General features: G+C 72.2%; 17 protein-coding genes and 1 tRNA gene. 9 read left to right on the top strand and 9 right to left on the bottom strand.

All coding sequences use genetic code 11. The annotated features are described in order from the left end of the window. Nucleotides 1–100 precede the first annotated feature (100 nt). From tmk to ACIBAE_RS22550, 4 genes are all read left to right on the top strand, one after another. Nucleotides 101–3,517 (top strand): dTMP kinase, encoded by a 3,417-nt coding sequence (tmk, locus tag ACIBAE_RS22565; protein WP_399288421.1) that lies wholly within the window; start codon nucleotides 101–103, stop codon nucleotides 3,515–3,517. 226 nt (nucleotides 3,518–3,743) lie between these two features. Continuing rightward, a complete protein-coding gene (locus ACIBAE_RS22560) occupies nucleotides 3,744–4,949 on the top strand; it encodes a DNA polymerase III subunit delta' (RefSeq protein WP_399288418.1) in 1,206 nt (401 codons plus the stop codon). A gap of 116 nt (nucleotides 4,950–5,065) precedes the next feature. Beyond that, on the top strand, nucleotides 5,066–6,595 hold the full coding sequence (locus ACIBAE_RS22555) for an alpha/beta hydrolase (protein ID WP_399288415.1): 1,530 nt from the start codon (nucleotides 5,066–5,068) through the stop codon (nucleotides 6,593–6,595). 99 nt (nucleotides 6,596–6,694) lie between these two features. Then, nucleotides 6,695–6,768 (top strand) — tRNA-Thr (locus ACIBAE_RS22550). A 214-nt stretch (nucleotides 6,769–6,982) separates the two neighbouring features. On the opposite strand, the gene ACIBAE_RS22545 is transcribed toward ACIBAE_RS22550, so the two are convergent. From ACIBAE_RS22545 to ACIBAE_RS22505, 9 genes are all read right to left on the bottom strand, one after another. Beyond that, nucleotides 6,983–7,399 (bottom strand): hypothetical protein, encoded by a 417-nt coding sequence (locus tag ACIBAE_RS22545; RefSeq protein WP_399288412.1) that lies wholly within the window; start codon nucleotides 7,397–7,399, stop codon nucleotides 6,983–6,985. A gap of 5 nt (nucleotides 7,400–7,404) precedes the next feature. Next, nucleotides 7,405–8,670: an amidase domain-containing protein gene (locus ACIBAE_RS22540; RefSeq protein ID WP_399288409.1), complete on the bottom strand. Its 1,266-nt coding sequence runs from the start codon at nucleotides 8,668–8,670 to the stop codon at nucleotides 7,405–7,407. A 2-nt stretch (nucleotides 8,671–8,672) separates the two neighbouring features. Continuing rightward, on the bottom strand, nucleotides 8,673–8,996 hold the full coding sequence (locus tag ACIBAE_RS22535; RefSeq protein WP_399288406.1) for a hypothetical protein: 324 nt from the start codon (nucleotides 8,994–8,996) through the stop codon (nucleotides 8,673–8,675). Nucleotides 8,997–9,197: 201 nt separating this feature from the next. Continuing rightward, a complete protein-coding gene (locus tag ACIBAE_RS22530) occupies nucleotides 9,198–9,866 on the bottom strand; it encodes a response regulator (RefSeq protein ID WP_399288403.1) in 669 nt (222 codons plus the stop codon). Nucleotides 9,867–9,878: 12 nt separating this feature from the next. Next, on the bottom strand, nucleotides 9,879–11,126 hold the full coding sequence (locus ACIBAE_RS22525) for a sensor histidine kinase (RefSeq protein ID WP_399288400.1): 1,248 nt from the start codon (nucleotides 11,124–11,126) through the stop codon (nucleotides 9,879–9,881). Further along, a complete protein-coding gene (locus tag ACIBAE_RS22520) occupies nucleotides 11,123–12,244 on the bottom strand; it encodes an acyltransferase family protein (protein ID WP_399288397.1) in 1,122 nt (373 codons plus the stop codon). Before ACIBAE_RS22520 ends, ACIBAE_RS22525 begins: the two co-directional genes overlap by 4 nt. Further along, nucleotides 12,241–13,266 carry a D-alanine--D-alanine ligase gene (locus ACIBAE_RS22515; RefSeq protein ID WP_399288394.1) on the bottom strand — a complete coding sequence of 342 codons (1,026 nt, stop codon included), beginning with the start codon at nucleotides 13,264–13,266 and terminating at the stop codon, nucleotides 12,241–12,243. The genes ACIBAE_RS22520 and ACIBAE_RS22515 overlap by 4 nt, the downstream gene beginning before the upstream one ends. Beyond that, a complete protein-coding gene (gene alr, locus ACIBAE_RS22510) occupies nucleotides 13,266–14,480 on the bottom strand; it encodes an alanine racemase (RefSeq protein WP_399288391.1) in 1,215 nt (404 codons plus the stop codon). Before alr ends, ACIBAE_RS22515 begins: the two co-directional genes overlap by 1 nt. After that, the gene (locus ACIBAE_RS22505) at nucleotides 14,477–15,115 is read right to left on the bottom strand and encodes a M15 family metallopeptidase (protein WP_399288388.1); all 639 of its coding nucleotides are present in this window, start codon (nucleotides 15,113–15,115) and stop codon (nucleotides 14,477–14,479) included. Before ACIBAE_RS22505 ends, alr begins: the two co-directional genes overlap by 4 nt. A gap of 361 nt (nucleotides 15,116–15,476) precedes the next feature. On the opposite strand from ACIBAE_RS22505, the gene ACIBAE_RS22500 reads away from it, so the two are divergent. The 5 genes from ACIBAE_RS22500 to ACIBAE_RS22480 all read left to right on the top strand — a co-directional run bounded on the left by ACIBAE_RS22500 (nucleotide 15,477) and on the right by ACIBAE_RS22480 (nucleotide 20,160). Continuing rightward, on the top strand, nucleotides 15,477–15,923 hold the full coding sequence (locus ACIBAE_RS22500; protein ID WP_399288543.1) for an ATP-binding cassette domain-containing protein: 447 nt from the start codon (nucleotides 15,477–15,479) through the stop codon (nucleotides 15,921–15,923). Continuing rightward, complete coding sequence (locus tag ACIBAE_RS22495) at nucleotides 15,920–17,446, top strand: phytoene desaturase family protein (RefSeq protein ID WP_399288386.1); 1,527 nt, start codon at nucleotides 15,920–15,922, stop codon at nucleotides 17,444–17,446. The genes ACIBAE_RS22500 and ACIBAE_RS22495 overlap by 4 nt, the downstream gene beginning before the upstream one ends. A gap of 5 nt (nucleotides 17,447–17,451) precedes the next feature. After that, entirely contained in the window at nucleotides 17,452–18,114 is a 663-nt protein-coding gene (locus ACIBAE_RS22490; protein ID WP_399288383.1) for a GPP34 family phosphoprotein, read from the top strand. A gap of 246 nt (nucleotides 18,115–18,360) precedes the next feature. After that, a complete protein-coding gene (locus ACIBAE_RS22485; RefSeq protein WP_399288380.1) occupies nucleotides 18,361–18,870 on the top strand; it encodes a SigE family RNA polymerase sigma factor in 510 nt (169 codons plus the stop codon). 42 nt (nucleotides 18,871–18,912) lie between these two features. Beyond that, complete coding sequence (locus ACIBAE_RS22480; protein WP_399288377.1) at nucleotides 18,913–20,160, top strand: hypothetical protein; 1,248 nt, start codon at nucleotides 18,913–18,915, stop codon at nucleotides 20,158–20,160. Nucleotides 20,161–20,171: the final 11 nt, after the last annotated feature.

The raw sequence follows: 20,171 nt of genomic DNA, 5'->3' as shown, positions 1-20,171 counted from the left end.
CCCCGCTTCCAAGACACCGCCCCACTCGGCACAGGCGTCAGGCGCCCGTATGTTCGGATGGGGCCTCCAGGGAGCCAATAGCTCCGGATAGGCTGGGCGGATGACGCGAGCCGAGCAGCCAACGGTCGTGAGCCCCACCTCCGACTCCGACGCCCTTGCCGCAGACTCACGAGAGCGTGCCGTGCGATCTTTGCTGCGCCTTCCCCCGCTCAGGCGGTTGTGGGGCGCCCAGCTCGTCGGTGGGACCGGCGACGCACTCGCCGTTCTCGTGCTTCTGCTGCTGTCGTTGCAGGCGGCGATCGCCGAGGGCTCGTTCGGTGCTGGATACCGGGGGGTGGCGTTCGCCGTCGCCGCCGTGTTCGGTGCCCGGGTCCTCGCGACGCTGTTGTTCGGAGGCGTTCTCCTGCGTCCGCTCTCGACGCTGCTGGCGCCGGGCACCGGGATGAGGAAGACGCCACCCGTGAACGGCGCCGGGGAGCAGGACTCCTCGGCGGGCGGCAGCACGCCCGCCCTCGACGTGCCCCGGCCCGCCGGGAAGGCCAGGAAGCCCAGGAAGCCCAAGGCCGCCCGACCGGCCCGGGACGGCGGACCGCTGGACCGTCGCTGGACGATGATCGGCGCGGATGTGATCCGCCTCGTCCTGCTCATCATCGCCCCGCTCTGGATCACCTGGACTCCCGGCCGCGCGCTGCCGATCCTGCTGAGCACCGTCTTCGTCGCCGGTGTCGCCGAGCGGTTCTGGACGGTCGCCAAGGAGAGCGCCGCTCCGGCCCTGCTCCCGGCCCCACCGCTGGAGGGCGCGGCCGTGCGCCCGCTGCCCGATCACCTCGACGCGCTGCGGCGTCTCTCGCTGCGTACGTCCTTCGTCGCCGTACCGGCCGCTGCCGCGGTCCTGCTTGTCGCCACGCTGATCGGCAACCTGCTGGGCACGGGCATCGAGTGGTTCTCACTGCACCAGGCGGCGCTCGGCTCCTACGTCGCGGCCGGACTGTTCTCCGCGTCCGTGTCCGCCCTGTACTTCCTCGAACTGCCGGACGGCCGTACGCCGCGACCGCGCTCCCTGTTCGAAGGACTGCGCCGGCCGTCGGCGCGGGGCACCGGCAACGGCGCCGGCACCGATGCGGGAACAGGCGGTGGTTCGGACAAGGGCCGCACGGGCGCCGTGCCTCTGCTCGTTCTCGCCTGCGCCGCGATCGCGGCGGCCGTCGCGGCCGCCGTCGCCGTCTCCGTACTCCACGCCAAGGATCTCGGCGGCGGCCCCGTCACCTTCGCACTGCTCGTACTCGCCCTGACCGGCGGCACGGGACTCGGTATCCGCGGTGCCGTGAAGGTACTGCCCGCCCTGTCCCGACGCCGTCTGCTCGCACTGGCGATCGCGGTCACCGGTATCGCGCTGCTGGCCATGGGCCTCGTACCCGACACGGCGACCGTGCTGTTCCTCGCGCTGTTCACCGGCTTCACGGCCGGTGTCGCGGCGAGTACCGGCCACACCCTTCTCGACCTGGAGACCGAGGAGTACGGTCGACGTGCAGTCACCGAACACCTCCACGCGGTGGTACGGGTCTTCATCGGACTCGGCGTGGTCGTCGCCCCCCTCGTCGCCGCCGCCATCGGTCCGCACCGCCTCACCAACGGCGACTTCGTCTTCGCCCACGACGGAGCCGCTTACACGCTGATGCTGGTCGGCGCGCTGCTGCTGCCCGTAGCGGCCGTCGTTCTCGCCAAGACGGACGACCGTTCCGGTGTTCCGCTGCGCCGGGATCTCCTGGACGCACTGCGTGGCGGCGCCGATCCTGCGCAGGCCCCGGCCGCGACCGGCTTCTTCCTCGCGATCGAGGGCGGAGACGGTGCTGGCAAGTCCACCCAGGTGGAGGCGCTGGCGGACTGGATCCGGGCCAAGGGCCACGAAGTCGTGGTCACCCGCGAGCCGGGCGCCACCCCGGTCGGCAAGCGGCTCCGCTCGATCCTGCTGGACGTGTCGAGCGCGGGCCTGTCGAACCGCGCCGAGGCACTGCTGTACGCCGCCGACCGTGCCGAGCACGTGGACTCGGTCGTACGCCCCGCTCTGGAGCGCGGCGCGATCGTCATCTCCGACCGTTACATCGATTCGTCCGTCGCCTACCAGGGCGCGGGCCGTGATCTCTCGCCGACCGAGATCGCCCGTATCTCCCGCTGGGCGACCGACGGTCTCGTACCGCACCTCACGGTGCTGCTCGACGTCTCCCCGGAGACGGCGCGGGAGCGCTTCACCGAGGCCCCGGACCGGCTGGAGTCCGAGCCCGCCGACTTCCACCGGCGGGTACGGTCCGGCTTCCTGACGCTCGCCGCCGCCGACCCGGCCCGGTATCTCGTCGTGGACGCCGGCCAGGAGCCGGCGTCGGTCACCACGGTCGTACGGCACCGGCTCGACCAGCTGCTGCCGCTCTCCGAGGCCGAGGTGAAGGCCCAGGAAGAGGCACGGAAGGCCGCCATCGAGGAAGCCCGCCGCAGGGCTGAGGAAGAGGCGGCGCGGAAGGCCGAGCAGGAGCGGCTGGAGCGCGAGCGCGAGGCGCAGCTCGCCAAGCTCCGGGCCGAGGTGGAGGAGCGCAAGCGCCGCGAGCTGGAAGAGGCCCGGCAGCGCGAGGCCGAACGGCAGGAGGAGGAGGCCAGGCAGCGCGCCGAGGAGGAACGCCGGCGGGCCGAGGAGGAGCGCAGGCGGCGCGAGGCGGAGGAGAAGGCGTACGAGGCGGAGCAGGCGCGCCTCAGGCGGCAGGCCCAGGAAGAGGCCAGGCTTCGCGCGGAGGCGGAGGAGCGGCGCCGCGAGAAGCAGCGCAAGGCGGAGGAGGCGCTGCTCAGGGCCGAGGAGGCCCGGCGGCTCGCCGAAGAGGCGGCCGCTGCGGCGGCCGCTGCGGAGCCCTCGACTCCTGCGGCGCCCCCGACTCCTTCGGTCTCCTCGACCCCGACGGTCTCGCCGAACGAGGTCACGGTCGCCACGCCGGTCGTCCTGCGGAAGCCGAAGTTCGCCCCGGACGAGGTGACGCAGGAGGTCCCGCAGGTCAAGGACCGGGCCGCCGACGAGACGGCGGTGCTTCCCCAGGTGCGGGACGAACCGCGTGACACACGGGAACCCCGCGACACACGGGAACCCCGGGATGCGAGTGACCCGCGTGAGGCGTGGGGTCCGCGAGGAACGACGGACCCGCGTGAGGCGAGTGCGGCCGAGGAGACCGCCGTACTCCCGCCCGTACGGAACGCCGATCCGGCCGACCGTGTGCCTCGGGGCTTCTTCCGTGAGGACGCCCCGGCTCCGCCCGTGCCCCCGGAAGGCAGCAACGACCGCACCAGGGAACTGCCGATCCACCCGGACGCGAGCGCGGAGCGCGAACCGGTCCGTGGCCAGGAGCAGGGCCAGGAGCGCCCGCGCCGTCGCTCGGACTGGGCGGAGGAGACGCCGCTGGACGACCTTCCGACCCTGGCGGACGAACTGCTGGGCCCGCACGACGACGATGACGACAGCAACGGTCGGCGCCGCCGCTAGGTCCTGTCCGGCGGACAGGACCTGGTGCCGCGAGCGGCACGGGTTCCACCGGCGTGGCGTGTTCGCGCCGGTGGGGCCGGAATGTCAGACCCCGGCCCCACAATGGAATCCAGGCGCGCGACACTCGTGGCCTGGCAGCGCCGCACGGCGAACAACGCACGGCGAACAACGAGCGGCGACACACCGCACGGCGGGACGACAAGCGGCACGGAGGTGGTGACAGCGCATGACCGTATGGGATGACCTGGTCGGACAGGACCGGGTTCAGGCGACGCTCGCCGCCGCCGCTCGTGACGCCGACGCGCGCGTCACCGCCGAGTCCTCGGGCGTCGCCCCGCCCGAGGCGTCGAAGATGACACACGCCTGGCTGTTCACCGGTCCGCCGGGCTCCGGCCGGTCCACCGCCGCCCGCGCTTTCGCCGCCGCCCTCCAGTGCACCAGCCCGGACCGGGCGCTCGGCGGAGAACCGGGCTGCGGGTTCTGCGACGGCTGCCATACGACCCTGATCGGTACGCACGCGGACGTCGATGTCATCCGCACCGATCTGCTCTCCATCGGCGTCAAGGACACCCGTGAGCTGGTGCGCCGTTCCCAGCTGTCGCCGGCCGGCGGCCGCTGGCAGGTCAACGTGCTGGAGGACGCCGACCGCCTCACCGAGGGCGCCGGCAACGTCCTGCTGAAGGCGGTGGAGGAGCCCGCGCCCCGGACGGTCTGGCTGCTCTGCGCGCCGTCTCTGGAGGACGTCCTGCCGACGATCCGCTCCCGCTGCCGGCACCTCGTCCTGCGTACCCCGCCCGTGGAGGCCGTCGCCGATGTCCTGATCCGGCGGGACGGGATCGAGCCGGAGGCCGCGCACGCCGCCGCCCGCGCCACCCAGGGGCACATCGGCAGGGCTCGCCGTCTCGCCACCGATGAGAGAGCCAGGGCCCGGCGGGCCACGGTCCTCAAGATGCCGCTGCGTGTCGACGACATCGGGGGCTGCCTCAAGGCGGCGCAGGAGCTGGTCGACGCCGCCACGGAGGACGCCAAGCAGGTCGCCGAGGACGTCGACGTCAAGGAGACCGAGGACATGAAGGCCGCCCTCGGCGCCTCGGCCGGTGGCCGGATGCCCCGAGGGACGGCAGGCGTGATGAAGGAGCTGGCCGACCGTCAGAAGCGCCGCTCCACCCGTACCCAGCGGGACAGCCTCGATCTCGCCCTCACCGACCTGACCGGCTTCTACCGCGACGTACTGGCCATCCAGCTCGGCTCTCGGGTCGCGCTCGCCAACGGGGACGTACGGGACGCGCTCGACCGGATCGCCCGTGCCTCGACACCGGAACGGACGCTGCGCCGGATAGAGGCGATCGTCGCCTGCCGCCAGGCACTGGACCGCAATGTGGCGCCGCTGCTGGCGGTGGAGGCGATGGCGGTGTCGTTGCGGGCGGGCTGACCGTACCGTCCTGCGGGGGGCTGCCCAGCTCCGCCCGTGAGGCCCGGCCGGGACCGGACTCACCCGTACGAGTGCGGAACGGCGGTCACGCGCCGCCCGGCCGCTAGGCTCCCCGAATGGACATCAGGCGCCTCTTCCGTATCTCCGCCACCGCGTTCGTCGCGGCCGGTCTGCTGATCTCCGGCTGCAGCTCGGGCGGTTCCTCGTCCGAGGCAGCGGGTTCGGTGGCCGCGGATCCGGCCGCCCTGAAGAAGTTCTACGGCCAGAAGATCACGTGGCGCGCGTGCGGCGTCACCGGCTTCGAGTGCGCCACGATGAAGGCCCCGCTCGACTACGCGAAGCCGGGTGGGACCCAGATCGACCTGGCGGTCGCCCGCAAGAAGGCCACGGGCCCCGGCAAGCGGCTCGGCTCCCTGCTCGTCAATCCGGGCGGACCCGGCGGCTCCGCCATCGGCTACCTCCAGGGGTACGCGGCCATCGCGTACCCGGAGGCGGTACGCGCCCGGTACGACATGGTGGCCGTCGACCCGCGTGGTGTCGCCCGCAGCGAGCCTGTCGAGTGCCTCACCGGCAAGGAGATGGACGCCTACACCCAGGTCGACCAGACCCCCGACGACCCGACCGAGACGAAGCTGCTGACGGAGTCCTTCAAGAAGTTCGCGCAGGGGTGTGAGAAGCGCTCCCGCGAGATCCTTCCGCACGTGTCCACGGTCGAGGCGGCTCGCGACATGGACATCACCCGTGCGGTTCTGGGGGACAGGAAGCTGTCGTACGTCGGCGCCTCGTACGGCACCTTCCTCGGTGCGACGTACGCCGAGCTGTTCCCCGGGAACACCGGCCGTCTCGTCCTGGACGGTGCGATGGACCCGTCCCTCCCGGCCCGCGAGCTCAACCGCGACCAGACCGCCGGCTTCGAGACCGCCTTCGGGTCCTTCGCCGCGGACTGCGTCAAGCAGACCGACTGCCCCCTCGGCACGAAGTCCGCCGCCGACGTCGCCACCCGCATGAAGGCGTTCTTCAAGGCCGTGGACGCCAAGCCCGTCCCGACCGGTGGGAGCAGGGCCCTCGGCGAGTCCCTGGCCACCACCGGCGTGATCGACGCGATGTACGACGAATCCGCCTGGCCGCAGCTCCGGCAGGCCCTCGCCAGTGCCATGCACGGCAACGGAGCCGCCCTCCTCGGCCTCGCCGACTCGTATTACGAGCGCGACAGCGAGGGAAAGTACGCGAACCTGATGTTCGCCAACTCCGCCGTGAACTGCCTGGACCTCCCGCCGGCCTTCACCGGCCCCGGCGAGGTCACCGGCGCCCTCCCCTCCTTCGAGAAGGCTTCCTCGGTCTTCGGCGAAGGGCTCGCCTGGGCCTCCCTGAACTGCGCGTACTGGCCCACCAAGGCCACCGGGTCCCCGCACCGGATCGAGGCGAAGGGCGCGGCACCGATCGTCGTGGTCGGCACCACCCGCGACCCGGCGACCCCGTACAAGTGGGCCCAGTCACTGGCCGGCCAGCTCACCTCCGGCACTCTCCTCACCTACGACGGCGACGGCCATACGGCATATCTGCGCGGCAGCGACTGCATCGACACGGCGATCAACACCTACCTCCTGGAGGGCACGCCCCCCAGCGCCGGCAAGAAGTGCTCCTGACCTGCGCAAAGCCGCCCAAGCCCGGGGTGTGCGGAGCACCCCCGGAAACTGTGTAGACTTGGCCGCGCCGCTGATCGCACCATGAGGTGCACACGGCATGCCGCCTTAGCTCAGCTGGCCAGAGCAACGCACTCGTAATGCGTAGGTCTCGGGTTCGAATCCCGAAGGCGGCTCTGTAGAAGCCCCAGGACTCACTCGCCGTGACCTGGGGCTTTTGCTTGTCCGCGATCTTCGTGGTGGCGAGGGCCGTGCATGGGCGACTCGTCGTGCGTAGCTCGTCGAACGACCTGCGGAACGCACACACCGGGGAACGGGACGTCCGGCAGGTGTTCCCCGCTCCGGCGGTGGGGCCGCGCGCGTGTGTGGTGCGCGCGGCCCCGGTCGAGCTCAGAGGGTCAGCAGTGCCGCCCCCGAACAGCCCGTACCGCCCGCCGGGTCCGGCGCCAGGGTCCAGTACAGGAAAGCCAGCTGGGCCAGGAGCAGGACGGGTGTGACGCAGGCCGCCACCGCGGCGACGCGGCCCTGCCACCCCATCGTCAGGCGGCCGCCTCGGGAGCGAATCCCGCGGGAGAGCCCCGCGAGGAGCAGCAGGGCCAGCACGCCGCAGGCCGGTGCCGCCCAGGCGGTCACGTACATACGCGTCGACGGGCCCAGGTAGTGGCAGTCCTGGAAGGTGTCCCCGCCGAAGGTCAGACGGGCGGCCAGCAGCGCCAGGGAGAGCGCCGCCAGCAGCGGAACCACCAGTGACCAGCGGTGCCATGCCGGGGAGAGCTTGCCGGCGGCGGGACTCGGGTCGGTGCTCACGGCTCTCAGTACCAATCCGGCCGGGGACGGACGATGCGCACGTTCTGCTGTCCTTCCGCCTTCTCGGTGGCGTTGATACGGCCCTCCAGGCTCACGTTCTGGTAGGAGTCGCTGTGTTGGGTGTACTTGATCTCACCGTCCGGCATGACCGCCGTGACGATCGCCGCGTGGTGGGTGTTGCCCTTCTCTATGGAGTCGTTCTCCCCGGCCTGCTCGTAATAGATGATGTCGCCCGGTTTCGCCTCGGTCCGGGACACTTCTTCGCCGCCGTGTCTGAGCATGAAGTTCTGCTGGTTCTCGGCCGCTGCCCAGGTGTCCGAGTAGGCGAGGCGTTTGTCGACCTCGTCGGAGCCCGTCCGATTGCCGATCATCCAGGTGTCCTCCCCCGACGTGCCTTCCCAGAAGCTGGTCTTCTCCCGCATGCCCGCGTGGTGCAGGGCGTTGGAGACGAAGTTGGTGCAGTTGTTGCCGAAGTCGGTCGGGTCGTCCTCGTCCCAGTTGTCGAGCGCGTACTCGACCATCTTGACCCGGTCGTACTTCCCGTCCGTGCCCCGCAGTTCGCGCTGCGTCTGCTCCGGGATGCCGTCCAGGCCGGCGATCGCGACCGGCTGGGCGAGCATCATGTCCTTGCGCTGCTCCGCGCTCAGCCCCTGCCACCAGCGGCGGACCGTTTCCGGCGACTCGCCCGTCGGGATGTCGGCGGCCAGCATCTGCATCTGGACGTGCGAGGCGTGCGTCTGGAGGTCGTTGAGCGCCTTGGCGGGGTCGCTGACATTCGTCCGGTCGCCCAGTTCGGCGAATTCTGTCGCGGCCAGTTGGTCGGCCAGCGTGACCTGCTCGATCGCCTGGTCGACGAGGGCCTGTACCTGCGTGCGGTAGGGGCCGATCTCCTCGGCCTGCAGGCGGTTGTGCAGGGGCGGCCCGGTGACCGTGCCGGCGGCGCCGATCTCCATGTTGTACCGGGTCGCGAGTTCCCGCGCTTCGCGGAGCGTGCTGTGCGCGGTCTCGATGGTGGTGGTCATGCCGTCCGCGACCATGTTGACGGAGAGCAGAATGTCGTACGCCGCTTCCAGTTGATCGGACAGCTTCTCGAATTCCGCCGCGGCGGCGGCTCCGACCTCGTCCGTCCAGTTCTCGGCGAGCGGCTTGGTGCCGTATTCGCGCAGGTCCTTCGAGGCGTTCAACGTGTAGTCCGCGAGGAACTGGAACTCCTCGGCCGCGTTCGCCCACGTGGATGGGCGGGCGTTGACGACTCCCTCGTAGTCGACCACGGTCACACCTTCCCGAGGTCGTTGAGGCCGGTGCGCAGCCGCGCGTCCGCCTCGGCGTCCGTGGCGTCGTAGCTGTCGGCCGATTCGTTGAGCTTGCGGCTCAGGTCGCCCATCTGCCTGGCCAGCGCCACGATGTGGTCCTCCCACTTCTCGGCGCAGACCTTGAGGTGTGCCGGGCTGGTCCAGCCGTTTCCGTAGTGGGCTCCGAACACGTCGCCGCTGCCGTCGAGGGCGTTCGCCAGTCGCTTCGCCACCTGCCGCGACAGCGCTTCGGTGTCGGTGGCCGCGCCGCGCACCCCCGCGGAGTTGATCCTGATGTCCCCCATGTATGGCTCCCCTGTTCGCCAGGCCCGTTCGGTACGCGTCACGCGCCCGCCCGCCCCACCGGCCGGCGATCCGCTCGACACGGGCACGGTAGCGACGGCGACCCTCCGCGTGGCGTGGTGTGCACGAGGTCGCCGCCGTTCCGGCCGGATCCTCACAACAGCGGCATTCGGGCGGGAACTCCGGCCTGGATGTGGGGTGGCTCAGTTTCCGCGGAGGCCGTGGTCGTGGGCGAAAACCACGATCTGTACGCGGTCGCGCAGACGCAGTTTCCGCAGGATGCCCCCGACGTGCGTCTTCACCGTCGATTCGCTGAGGAAGATCTCGTCGGCGATCTCGGTGTTGCTCAGGCCGCGCGCGACGGCGCCGAGTATCTCGCGTTCCTTCTCGCTGAGCGTGAGGTACTGCGGAGGCACCGGGCGGCGGCGGCCGAGTCCGCCGTTCAGGAGTGACTGCAGGTCGTCGGGGAGCAGTACCGCGTTGCCCGCGTACACGGTGCGGATGGCCGCGCGCAGGAATTCCGGGGTGGCGTCCTTGAGGAGGAAGCCGCTGGCGCCGTGCCGGATCGCCGTGGCGGCCCGGTCGTCGAGGTTGAAGGTGGTCAGCACGATGACCCGGACGGGTCGGGTGCGGCGGGCGACAGCCTCGGGCGCGAAGATCCGGCGGGTCGCCTCGACGCCGTCCATCTCGGGCATCCGGATGTCCATGAGGACGACGTCGGGCTGGGTCTCCTCGACCATCCGTACCGCCTGGAGGCCGTTGCCCGCCTGGCCGACGACATCGAGGTCGGGCTGGGTGTCGACACTGATGGCGACGCCTGACCGGAAGAGCTCCTGGTCGTCGACGAGCAGCACGCGGATCGGGTCTGCCATGAGGATTCCTTCCTACCGGCCGGTGGGTATGCGCGCGGTCGCCGTGAAGAGCGAGGGGCCGTTCTTGTTTTCCCGCTGGACGGTGTGGAGGGTCCCGCCGGCGGTCCGCAGGCGCTGTCGCATACCGGACAGTCCGAGTCCCTGAGCCGGTTCGGAGGCGCGGCCGACGACAGTGTTGCAGACCTGTATGCGCAGCTCGTCCGCTCCCCAGGTGCGGACCACGGTGACGGGTGTGGAGCGCTCCCCGTGTTTGAGGGCGTTGGTGAGCATCTCCTGCAGCACCCGGTAGGCGACCAGGTCGAGGTCCGGGGGCAGGTGGCGGGGGGCGCCCACGACGTCGTCGCGTACGGCGTACCCGGCGCCGCGCACACCGTCGACGAGGCTCTCCAGGGTGCCGGTCGTTCCTGTCGACACGGCGCGCTCCCCGGCGGACGACAGGACCTGCCGTACGTCTCCGAGGGAGCGCCGCGCGGTCGCCGAGATGGTGGCCATGGCCTCGCGGATGCGGTCGAGATCGTGGTCGCCGAGGGACTGGGCGGAGTCGGCCTGGGCCACGATGACGGCCAGGGAGTGGCCCACGACGTCGTGCACGTCGTGGGCGAGCCGGGTCTGTTCGGCGCGCAGCCGGGCGATCTCCTCGGCTCGCAGGGCGTGGGCCTCGGCCTGCTCGCGACGTGTCGTCGACACGTTGTAGCGCTCCGCGACGCGGAGCAGCAGTCCGATCGTGAACGGGACCAGGAGCGGGGCCAGTGCGAACGCGTACCCCGTGAAGATCCCCAGGGAGGACCTGTACGGGATGAGACCGACGAGGCCGATGACGCCCGGCGACTCGGTGCCGCCCCGCTGGATCAGGTAGCTGATCGCCAGGAACGTACCGGTCGGGATCGAGATCCCGGCGGCCCACACGGTGCGGACGCGGCCGTGCCGGGCGGTGCCGTACGCGACGACGAGTACGCCGCCCAGCTGCACCAGCGCGATGTCGAGGTCGTCCGCCACCTGGATGACCGCGGTCAGCCAGACGAGGGCAAGGGCCCAGGCGGGGCGTATCCGGTAGAGGGAGACGGCGGCGCCTACGCCGAGGGCGATGACGGCCTCGGCATAGAACGGGAGCGTCCCGGCGCTGTTCTCCGACGCGTCGGCGTAGAGGCCGAGCACGGCCACGACGCCTCCCGGGATCGCGGCCAGCCAGGGCAGCTCGTGGCGGCGGCGCAGGAGGTGGCCGAGGAGGTCGGGGAAGCCCGCGAGGCGGGGTGCTCTCACGGTGACACCCCGGTCCTTCGGCGAACCGCCGCTGGGGGGACGGGGACGGGTGCCGTCGCGGGTGCCGTCGCGGGTGCGGGTGCGGGCCCGGGTGCCGTCGCGGGGGGTGCGGGGGCGGGGCGGGGTGCCCATCGCCGTAGCGCCGGACGTTCCACCAGCCGCCAGCTCAGGGCGGCGGCGACCAGTGTCAGCGCCGCCGCGAGAACGCCTGCCGCCGGTCCCGGGAGAACGGGGCGCAGCCAGAGCGTCAGCGGGTAGTTCCACAGATACGCGCCGTAGGAGACGATGCCGAGCGCGGCCATCGCGCGCAGCGGCCGGGAATCGATGACGCGCCGGTCCCGCCAGGCGAGCAGCACGATCGACGTGAGGGCGGCGATGGCTGGGCCTCCGACAGGGTAGGTGAGGGCGAAGCTCCGCCAGGGGACCAGGGTGGAGACCAGCAGCGTGGTCAGCGCCCAGGGGGCCGCGCGGCGCAGCACCCGGTCCCGTGACGCGCTCGGCCGGTCCGCCACCACACGCGCGGCGGCTCCGATGACCAGGCTGGTGACCCAGGAGGTCGGCAGCGTGTAGGCGACATCCGGGTGCGGAGCGACGTGCGTCCATACTGCCACGCACGCCACGGTGCCCAGGGTGCCCGACGCGATGAGCAGCGCCGGGACGCCTCGGCGCCTGGACCAGGCGATGATCAGCAGCACCGGCCACAGGAGGTAGAACTGCTCCTCCACGGCCAGGGTCCACAGGTGGAAGGTGGCGTCGCCGCCGTGCGCGAAAGGCAGGTCGGAGGTGTACGTCAGGGCGACCGCCAGGGTCCGGGGCAGCTCGGCCCGGTCCCCGAGCGGGTCGGACAGGAGCGTCACGACGGCGACCCCGGCGGCCATCGCCGCCAGAGCGGGCAGCAGACGCGCGGCCCGGCGGCGGTAGAACCTCCGCAGGTCGAGCCGGCCGTTCCGGCGCAGTTCGGACGTGAGTGTGCCGGTGATCAGATAGCCGCTCAGCGCGAAGAACATCACCACGCCCACGACGCCCCCGCCGGAGAACGGCTGCGGGAAGGCGTGCCTGAGCATCACCAGGGCGACGGCCACCCCGCGCAGCAGGTCCAGTCCCTGTACGCGTCTCACCGGGGGCCGCGCAGTGCGGCGGTGACGAGCGCGTCGAGCAGGTCGGGGTAGGCCAGGCCGGTGGAGGCGAACATCCGGGGGACCTGCGACTGGCCGGTCATTCCGGGCATCGTGTTCACTTCGTTGAGTACGAGGCCGGCCGGGGTGAGGAAGAAGTCGAAGCGGGCGACGCCCGCGCAGCCGAGCGCGTCGAAGAGGGCGAGGGACGCCGAGGTGAGCCGGCGGTGCTCGTCCTCGGACACCTGGGCCGGCAGGCGGAAGTCGGCGGTGCCGTCGTACTTGCTGTCCGTGTCGAAGAGCGCGCCGGCCTCGACGACGATCTCCAGCGGCGGTCCGACCCGCCGGTCGCCGTCGGCGGTGCCGAGTACGGCGACGTCGATCTCGCGTCCGGCGACGAACTCCTCCACCAGCACCCGGCTGTCGTGCAGCAGGGCCTCCTCGACGGCGCCGGCCAGCAGCGCGGGATCGGCGACCCGGGTGACGCCGTGGCTCGATCCCGCGGCCACCGGCTTGACCACGACGGGCATCGGCAGCGCCACCGTGTCGGTCGGGGCGGTGACGAGCACGGCCCGTGCGGTACGGATGCCCAGGGCCTCGGCCACCAGCTTGGTGGCCCATTTGTCCATGGCGAGCGCGCCGGCGCCGATGCCGGAGCCGACGTACGGCACACCGGCCAGCTCGCACAGCGCGGCGAGCGCGCCGTCCTCACCACGCGGTCCGTGAACGGCCGGGAAGACGACGTCGCAGCCGGAGATGACGGCGACCGCGTCGGCCAGGCCGCCCGGGAAGGCGTGTCCTGCGGCGTCGGACCAGTGGCCGTCGCGGCCGATGGTCAGGCGTACGGCGTCGTACGTACGGGGGTCCAGGGAGGCGGCGACCGACGCGGCCGTGGCGAGCCCGACCTCGTGCTCGCTGTTCTGGCCGCCGCCGATGACCGCGACGCGGGTCCGGTGGGAAGCTTCGACGCGGGGCGAGCGGGAAGTTGCGACGCGGGTCCGGCGGGAGGAAGGAGTCGTCGTCATCACGCGCTCACCGCCAGAGTCTGCCGCTGTACGCCGTGTTCGCTGTACGTGTCGTACGTGCCATGCGTGCTATATGTGGCGGATGTGGCGGATGTGGCGGGTACGGCGCGGCGGTCGACCCGCGCGCCGATGCCGGTCACGATCTCGTGCTCGATGGTCCCCGACCACCGTGCCCACTCGGCGGCGGTCGGCTCCCCGTCGTCGCCGGGACCGAACACGGTGACGATCTCGCCGGGCTCGACGTTCTCCTCGCCGACGTCGATGACCGTCTGGTCCATCGAGACCTGGCCGGCCACCGGGTGACGGCGGTCGCGCAGCTGTACGCGGGCGCCAGGGGCGGCCGACCGGGGGATGCCGTCGGCGTACCCGACCGGGATCAGCGCGAGCCGCGTCGGGCGGGCGGTGACGTGGGCGTGGCCGTAGCCGACCGCCGTGCCCGCCGGGACGTCGCGCACGCTCACGACCGGCGCCGTGAGGGTGAGCGCGGGACGCAGCCGGGTCGTCGCCGACGGGTCGACGCCGATGAGTCCGGCGCCGATCCGGCAGAGGTCGAAGTGGCTCGCGGGGTCCGTCAGGGTGGCCGCCGTGGCGGCCAGGTGCCGGTGGCGGGGCCGCAGGCCGTACCGGCGGGTCGTGGTCACCGCGTCGCGGAAGATCCGCCGCCCCTCCGCGTTGTGCGGATCATCCGGGTCGGCGGCGCAGCCCAGGTGGCCCATGACGCCGACGACGTCGAGGAGGCCCCGCTGCTCCGCGCGCTTCGCTTCCGCGCACAGCTCCGCCCACGCGGCCGGCTCGGCGCCGTCCCTGGCCATGCCGACATCGGCGTGCAGGTGGACCCTGGCGCGCCGCCCGGTGACCGTGGCGGCGGCGACGATCCGTGCGAGGTGCCGCGCGCCGGGCACGGCCAGTTCGAGGTCCGCGACGAGGGCCGCCTCGACATCGGCGTGGACGGGATTGAGCCAGCTCAGGACCGGGGCGGTCAGTCCGGCGCTCCGCAGCCGCAGTCCTTCGGCGATCGACGTCACGCCGAGGCGGGAGGCTCCGTGGGCGAGGGCGGTGCGCGCCACGTCGGTGCTTCCGTGGCCGAAGCCGTCCGCCTTGACCACCGCCATCAGCGCGGCTCCGGTACGGGCCCGGAACAGCTCGGTGTTGGCGGCGACGGCCGCCAGGTCGACGGTGAGCAGCGGACCCCGCCGCTCTTCGAGGAGGTTCACGATGCCACCCCGACCGGCCCGTAGTGTGCCTGCCGGGCGCCGGTCATCAGCGCCCAATAGCGGTCTCCGTAGCTCCAGTGCCACCACTCGGTGGGATAGTTCACCAGCCCCGCCCCCGACAGCGCGGCGGCCATCAGGTCGCGGTGGGCGCGCGCCTCCGCGCTGATTCCCGGCGCGGCGAAGGCGCACGCGCCCTCGCTCTCCTCCGGTGTCGCGTCGACCTCGGTGCCCATCCACAGGCGCCGGCCGCGCGCGTCGGTCAGGGCCAGGTCCACGGCGGCCCCCGCCACATGCGGGGCGTACGCGGTCGGGGCGACGTAGCGGGTGCTGAGCCGCTGGATCTCGTCCTCCGCGGACCGGGGGAAGGCGGCACGCAGGTCCCGCTGGTAGCCCTCGACGATCCGTGTCTGGTCCGCTGCCGACCGCGCGCCCTCCACCACCAGCAGGTGGATACCGGCGGGCAGGGCGGCTTCGGCGGCCAGCAGGCGCGCGGCGACGCCGGCCCGCACCCGGCGGCCCGGGCTGCCGGGGGCCGCCTGGCAGGCGAGGCCCGCTTCGGCCAGATCGATGAGGGGCTCGCCGCTGTCCACGACGGGCAGGGCGACCACGTCGGGGTCGGCAATCAGAACGGTCATATAAGGAATGTACGAATCCGTCCCGCGTCGCCGCCTCATCCTCCGGTGCCGACGTCCGGTACCGGAGGACCGATCCTCGTGTACCACCCCGGATGGTCACCGGGGTCACGATCGCCGTCACCGGAGCCATCGCCCTCCGGATGCCGCCGGCCGTGCGAGATCGCCGGGACGGAGCGGTGCGCGGAGGGTGAGGTGTTCCTGGCCGGCAGTCCGGGTCGGCCGGGCATGCCGGCCGATGTCGTCACGCCGGGCGTCGATATCGATCTCGACCGCCCGTGCGGCGGCGACCACCAGGGCAAGCCTGTAGCGGACGTACGGGCGAGGCGGCGGGCGGGCGGACCGGCCGCCGACCGCTTCACGGCTGGCCAACCTCACGGAGCTGATCGCGGACCTGCCGCACGGGCTCGGCACACCGCTCGGCGAGCGCGGCGCGGGGCTCTCCGGCGGCCAGCGGCAGCGCCTGGCCATCGCCCGCACGCTGTTGCAGCGACCACGGCTCGTGCTCCTCGACGAAGCCACGTTCCACCTCGACGCCGAGGCGGAGGCCGCTTTTCGCCGGACCATCGCCGGGGTCTCCCGGCAGTGCGCCGTGGTCGCGATCGCCCACCGGATGTCCACCGTCGTCGACGCGGACCACATCATCGTCCTCGACGGCGGTACGGTGCGCGTCACCGGAACCCACGGCGAACTGGCGGCGGGCGACGAGCTGTACCGCCGGCTCGCCGCACGGCAGTTGCGGGGCGAGCGGGTGCCGGACCCGCCGTTCGACCGCCGGCCGGTACCGGCCGGGCGCGGAGGCGGCCGGTGAGCCGGGCCGATGTCGCGATCGTCGGTACCGGCCCCAACGGGCTCGCCGCCGGAGTGACCATGGCCCGGGCCGGCCTCCGGGTCGAACTCCACGAAGCCGCCGATCAGCTCGGCGGAGGCCTGCGCAGCGCACCGCTCTTCGACGACGGGGTCGTGCACGACATCTGCTCGGCCGTGCATCCGATGGCCGCCGCGTCCCGCCTCTTCCGGGAGTTCGATCTGGCCGCGCGTGGAGTGGAGTTGCTGCACCCCGAGATCAGTTACGCGCACCCGCTGGACGGCGGCCGGGCCGGCCTGGCCCACCGTGACCGCGACACCGCCTGCGACCTCCTCGGACCCGACGGCGAGCGGTGGCGCCGGCTGATGCGGCCTCTGCTCGCGCACAGCGAGGGCGTCGTCGATCTGATTCTGTCCGGGCAGCGGGGCATCCCCCCGGACCTGGCCGCCCCTCTCCTGCCGGCAGACCGGACGCTCGCCCACGGAACGGCCCTGGCCCGGGGGCGCTTCGCCACCGAGGAGGCCAACTCCCCGCTGACCGCGGTCGCGGCGCACGCCCTGGGCAAGCTGCCCAGCCTCGCGTCCGGAGTGGTGGCACTGCTCCTCGGACACCTCGCCCACGGCACCGGATGGCCGCTGCCGCGCGGCGGCAGCGGCCGGATCGCCGGGGCGATGGCCGCCGACATCACCGACCACGGCGGGGTCGTGCACACCGGCCGGAAGATCGATGACCTGCGGGAACTCGCCGCCAGGGTGGTGCTCCTCGATACGAGCCCGAACGGATTCGCACGGATCGCGGGGGACCGGCTGCCCAGCCGCTACGCACGCCAACTGGCCGCGTTCCGCTACGGTCCCGCCGCCAAGGTCGACTTCCTGGTCTCGGAGCCGATCCCCTGGGCGAACCCGGCCGTCGCGCGGGCCGGTACCGTCCATCTCGGCGGCACCCAGGCCGAGATGGACCGGCAGGAATCACGGACCGCGCGCGGTATCGCCTCCGACGAGCCCTTCGTCCTGCTCGTCGACCCGGCGGTCGCCGACCCGGAGCGCGCGCTGCCCGGCAAACGGCCGGTCTGGGCGTACGCCCACGTACCGAACGGTGACGGCAGGGACCCGGTGCGCATGCTCAGCGCCCGCATCGAACGCTACGCACCGGGCTTCACCGACACCGTGATCGCGCGGCGCGGTATCAGCGGGCTCCAGTACGAGGCGTACAACCCCAACTACGTCGGGGGAGACATCAGCGGCGGCGCCATGACGCTCACCCAGAGCATCCTGCGCCCTCCCCCCCCGCCTCGATCCCTACCGCACCCCCCTGCCCGGGGTCTACCTCTGCTCGGCCTCCACCCCACCCGGGCCCAGCGTGCACGGCATGTCCGGCTATCTCGCCGCCCTGTCAGCGCTGCGCCGCGAATTCGGCGTCCGTACGGCGCCCACGCTGGCGCCCCGTCCGGGGCCGGACCACGTATCCGCACCGCGACCTGGTGCGCTGACCCGGGGGGTTTACCCGCACGGCGCACGGAGAGGTGACGGGCATGGAAACCACGCTGGGTGAAGAGCTGTTGCTGCTGTCACTGGACGACAAATCCGGGGCCGGGAAGGAATCGACGAAGACCGCCTCGGCGATCGCCGCCGCGTCCCTGGTGGAGCTGGCGCTGGCCGGCCGCATCGAAGTGACCGGCGACCTGGTCATCGTCCGCGACCCGGCGCCGGTCGGCGTGGAGTGCCTCGACGCCGCGCTCGCCGCCGTCGTCGCGCGGGACAAGCCCCGCAAGGTCGCCGACTGGATGTACCAGCTGAAGCGGGAAGCGGTGGCCGGCGCGACCCAGGGCCTCCAGGCCAAGGGGCTGATCCGGGAAGAGACCAAGAAGGTGCTGGGACTCTTCCCCGTACGCCGCTATCCGGAGGCGGACGGTTCGGTGGAGGCGGCGGTACGGCGCCGGCTCGACGCGGCCGTGCTCCAGGGAGAGACCCCGGACGAGCGCACGGCCTGCCTGGTGGCGCTGCTCCACGGGGCGAAGCTGCACCGGCTGGCCTTCCCGGCCACCGGCGCGCGGGCGGTCGAGAAGCGCATGGCGGCGATCGCGCGGGGCCAGTGGGCGGCGCCCGCTGTCCGCCGTGTCGTCGACGCGGCGGAGGCCGCGCTGACCGTGATCATCACGTCGGCGGCGACCAGCGCGGTCATCGCGGGCGGCTGAGACCGGGGCCTGAGGGACCCGAGGGGTCAGGGGGCCCAGGGGCCGGGGCTGGGGGCCTCAGCCCTGGACCCGACCGCGTGGGTTTCACGTGAAACGGCCGCCCGCCCACGCGGGTGCCCGGCAACCGCGAGGCCGTTGAAACATTTCCGGTGGTCCGTCGCGTCAGAGAGGTGTCAGGGCGGGGAGCCGAGACGGCGGGGCGGGGACACGGTGCGGGTAGCGATGGGACGTATCGGCAGGGAGAGTGTGCGACTGTCGCGCGCGGATGAGTTCAGGGAGTTCGCGGGCGCCCGGACGAACCAGCTCTTCCGCTCCGCGTGCCTGCTGACCAGTGGCGATACGCATCTCGCCGAAGACCTGGTGCAGGAGACGCTCGGACGGATGTACGCGGTGTGGGGGCGCGTCTCCCGGATCGACAATCCCGCCGGGTACGCGCATACCGTCCTTGTCCGCACCTTCCTCACCCATCAGCGGCGGCGCTCCGCCACCGAGCGGCCTGTCGGCGAACTTCCTGAATCCGCGCAGTACTCGGGCGGTGATCCCGCCCTGCGGATAGCCCTGCTCGCCGCGCTCGGGCAGCTGGCCCCCAAGGACCGCGCGGTGGTGGTGCTGCGGTACTGGGAGGACCGCAGCGTCGAGGAGACCGCCGGCGCGATGAACGTCAGCTCCGCCGCCGTACGTACCCGCTCCGTGCGGGCGCTTGCGAAGCTCCGGGAGCACATGGGCGGCAGATTCGCCGAGTTCGCCGGTCACTGACACCTGACCCATCCGGAAATCGAGCAGGAAGCGGGATCAACCATGCCCTCCGGGAGCCCCTTCGAGGGGACATTCGAGGACGAATTCGGCGCGGAACTACGCCGCACCGGTGACGCGTTCGCCCCCACAGACCTGAGCGCTCTGGTGGACGGCGCTCTGATCCGCGGCCGCCGCCGGATGGTTCTCCGGCGGACGGTCACGGTGACCGTGAGCGTGCTGGCGCTGGCGGCGGTGGGACTCGGCGGAGCAGTCGGAAGTGGACAGCTGGGTGGTCCGGTACGCGACGGAGTAGCGGTGGCCGCGTCCGGCGGCCCGGTCCCCGCCCCGGACAGCCCCCTGGTCCCGATCCTCGAAAAGCTGCTCGCCGCAGGGGAATTGAGCGACGTCCGGGCGGGCGAGGGGGGCCGCGAGAGGGGGTGGAGCGTGTCGGGGGTCTTCGACGACGGTCAAGGCGCGGCCGCGATCTCCGTGAGCCTGACGCGAGTGGGAGCGGGGCAGGGACTGAACGCGGTGAAGTGCCCCGACCAGGTCATCGTCGACTTCGACGACTGCACCAGCACCGAGCTGGCCGATGGTTCCCGGCTCCTGATTTTCCAGGGGTACGAGTATCCGGATCGGCGCGAGCCGACCAAACTCTGGCGGGGCGTGCTGCTCACCGCCGACGGATTCCTCGTGGACCTCAGTGAGTACAACGCTCCTGCGGAGAAGGGCGCCAAGGTCTCCCGTATCGATCCGCCCCTGGATCCGGCGCGGTTGAAGGCCCTGGTCACCTCCGACGAGTGGCGCGGACCGCTCGGCCTGCTGCCGACGCCGCCCCCGGGAGAGATCATCCCTACGGCGGGACCCGGCAGCCCCGCTGATGACAACGGCAAGGACGCCGCGGCCGACCGTAAGACGCTCGTCTCGCTGCTCCCGGACGGCCTCACGGTGACGGACCAGGGGGGCGAGGACGGATACGCCTACGTGGTCGTTGACGACGGCAGAGGCCGGAGCTTCGTCCAGGTCAACGTGCAGCCTCGCATGACGGACGTGAAGGACGAACTCTTCGGCGAGGCCGAGCGGCTGCCGGACGGTATGTGGCTGAACACGAAGAAGGACCAGGGCGAGAAGGGCGTCGAGGGAGTGGTGATGTGGACCGCCGACACCCTCCGGCCGGACGGGCTGCGGGTCGTGATCTCCGCCTTCAACGCGGGCGACCAGCACTCGCCCGCGACCCGCGAGACGCCCGCGCTCACCATGCGTCAGCTCACCGAGATCGCGACCAGCGGGAAGTGGCTGCCCGGTCCGTAGTGCCGTACCGG

This window comes from Streptomyces sp. NPDC051569, assembly GCF_044454085.1.
GTDB lineage: Bacteria > Actinomycetota > Actinomycetes > Streptomycetales > Streptomycetaceae > Streptomyces.
The sequence above is the reverse complement of the archived record's forward strand: the minus strand, read 5'-3'. Positions and strand labels throughout refer to the sequence as shown.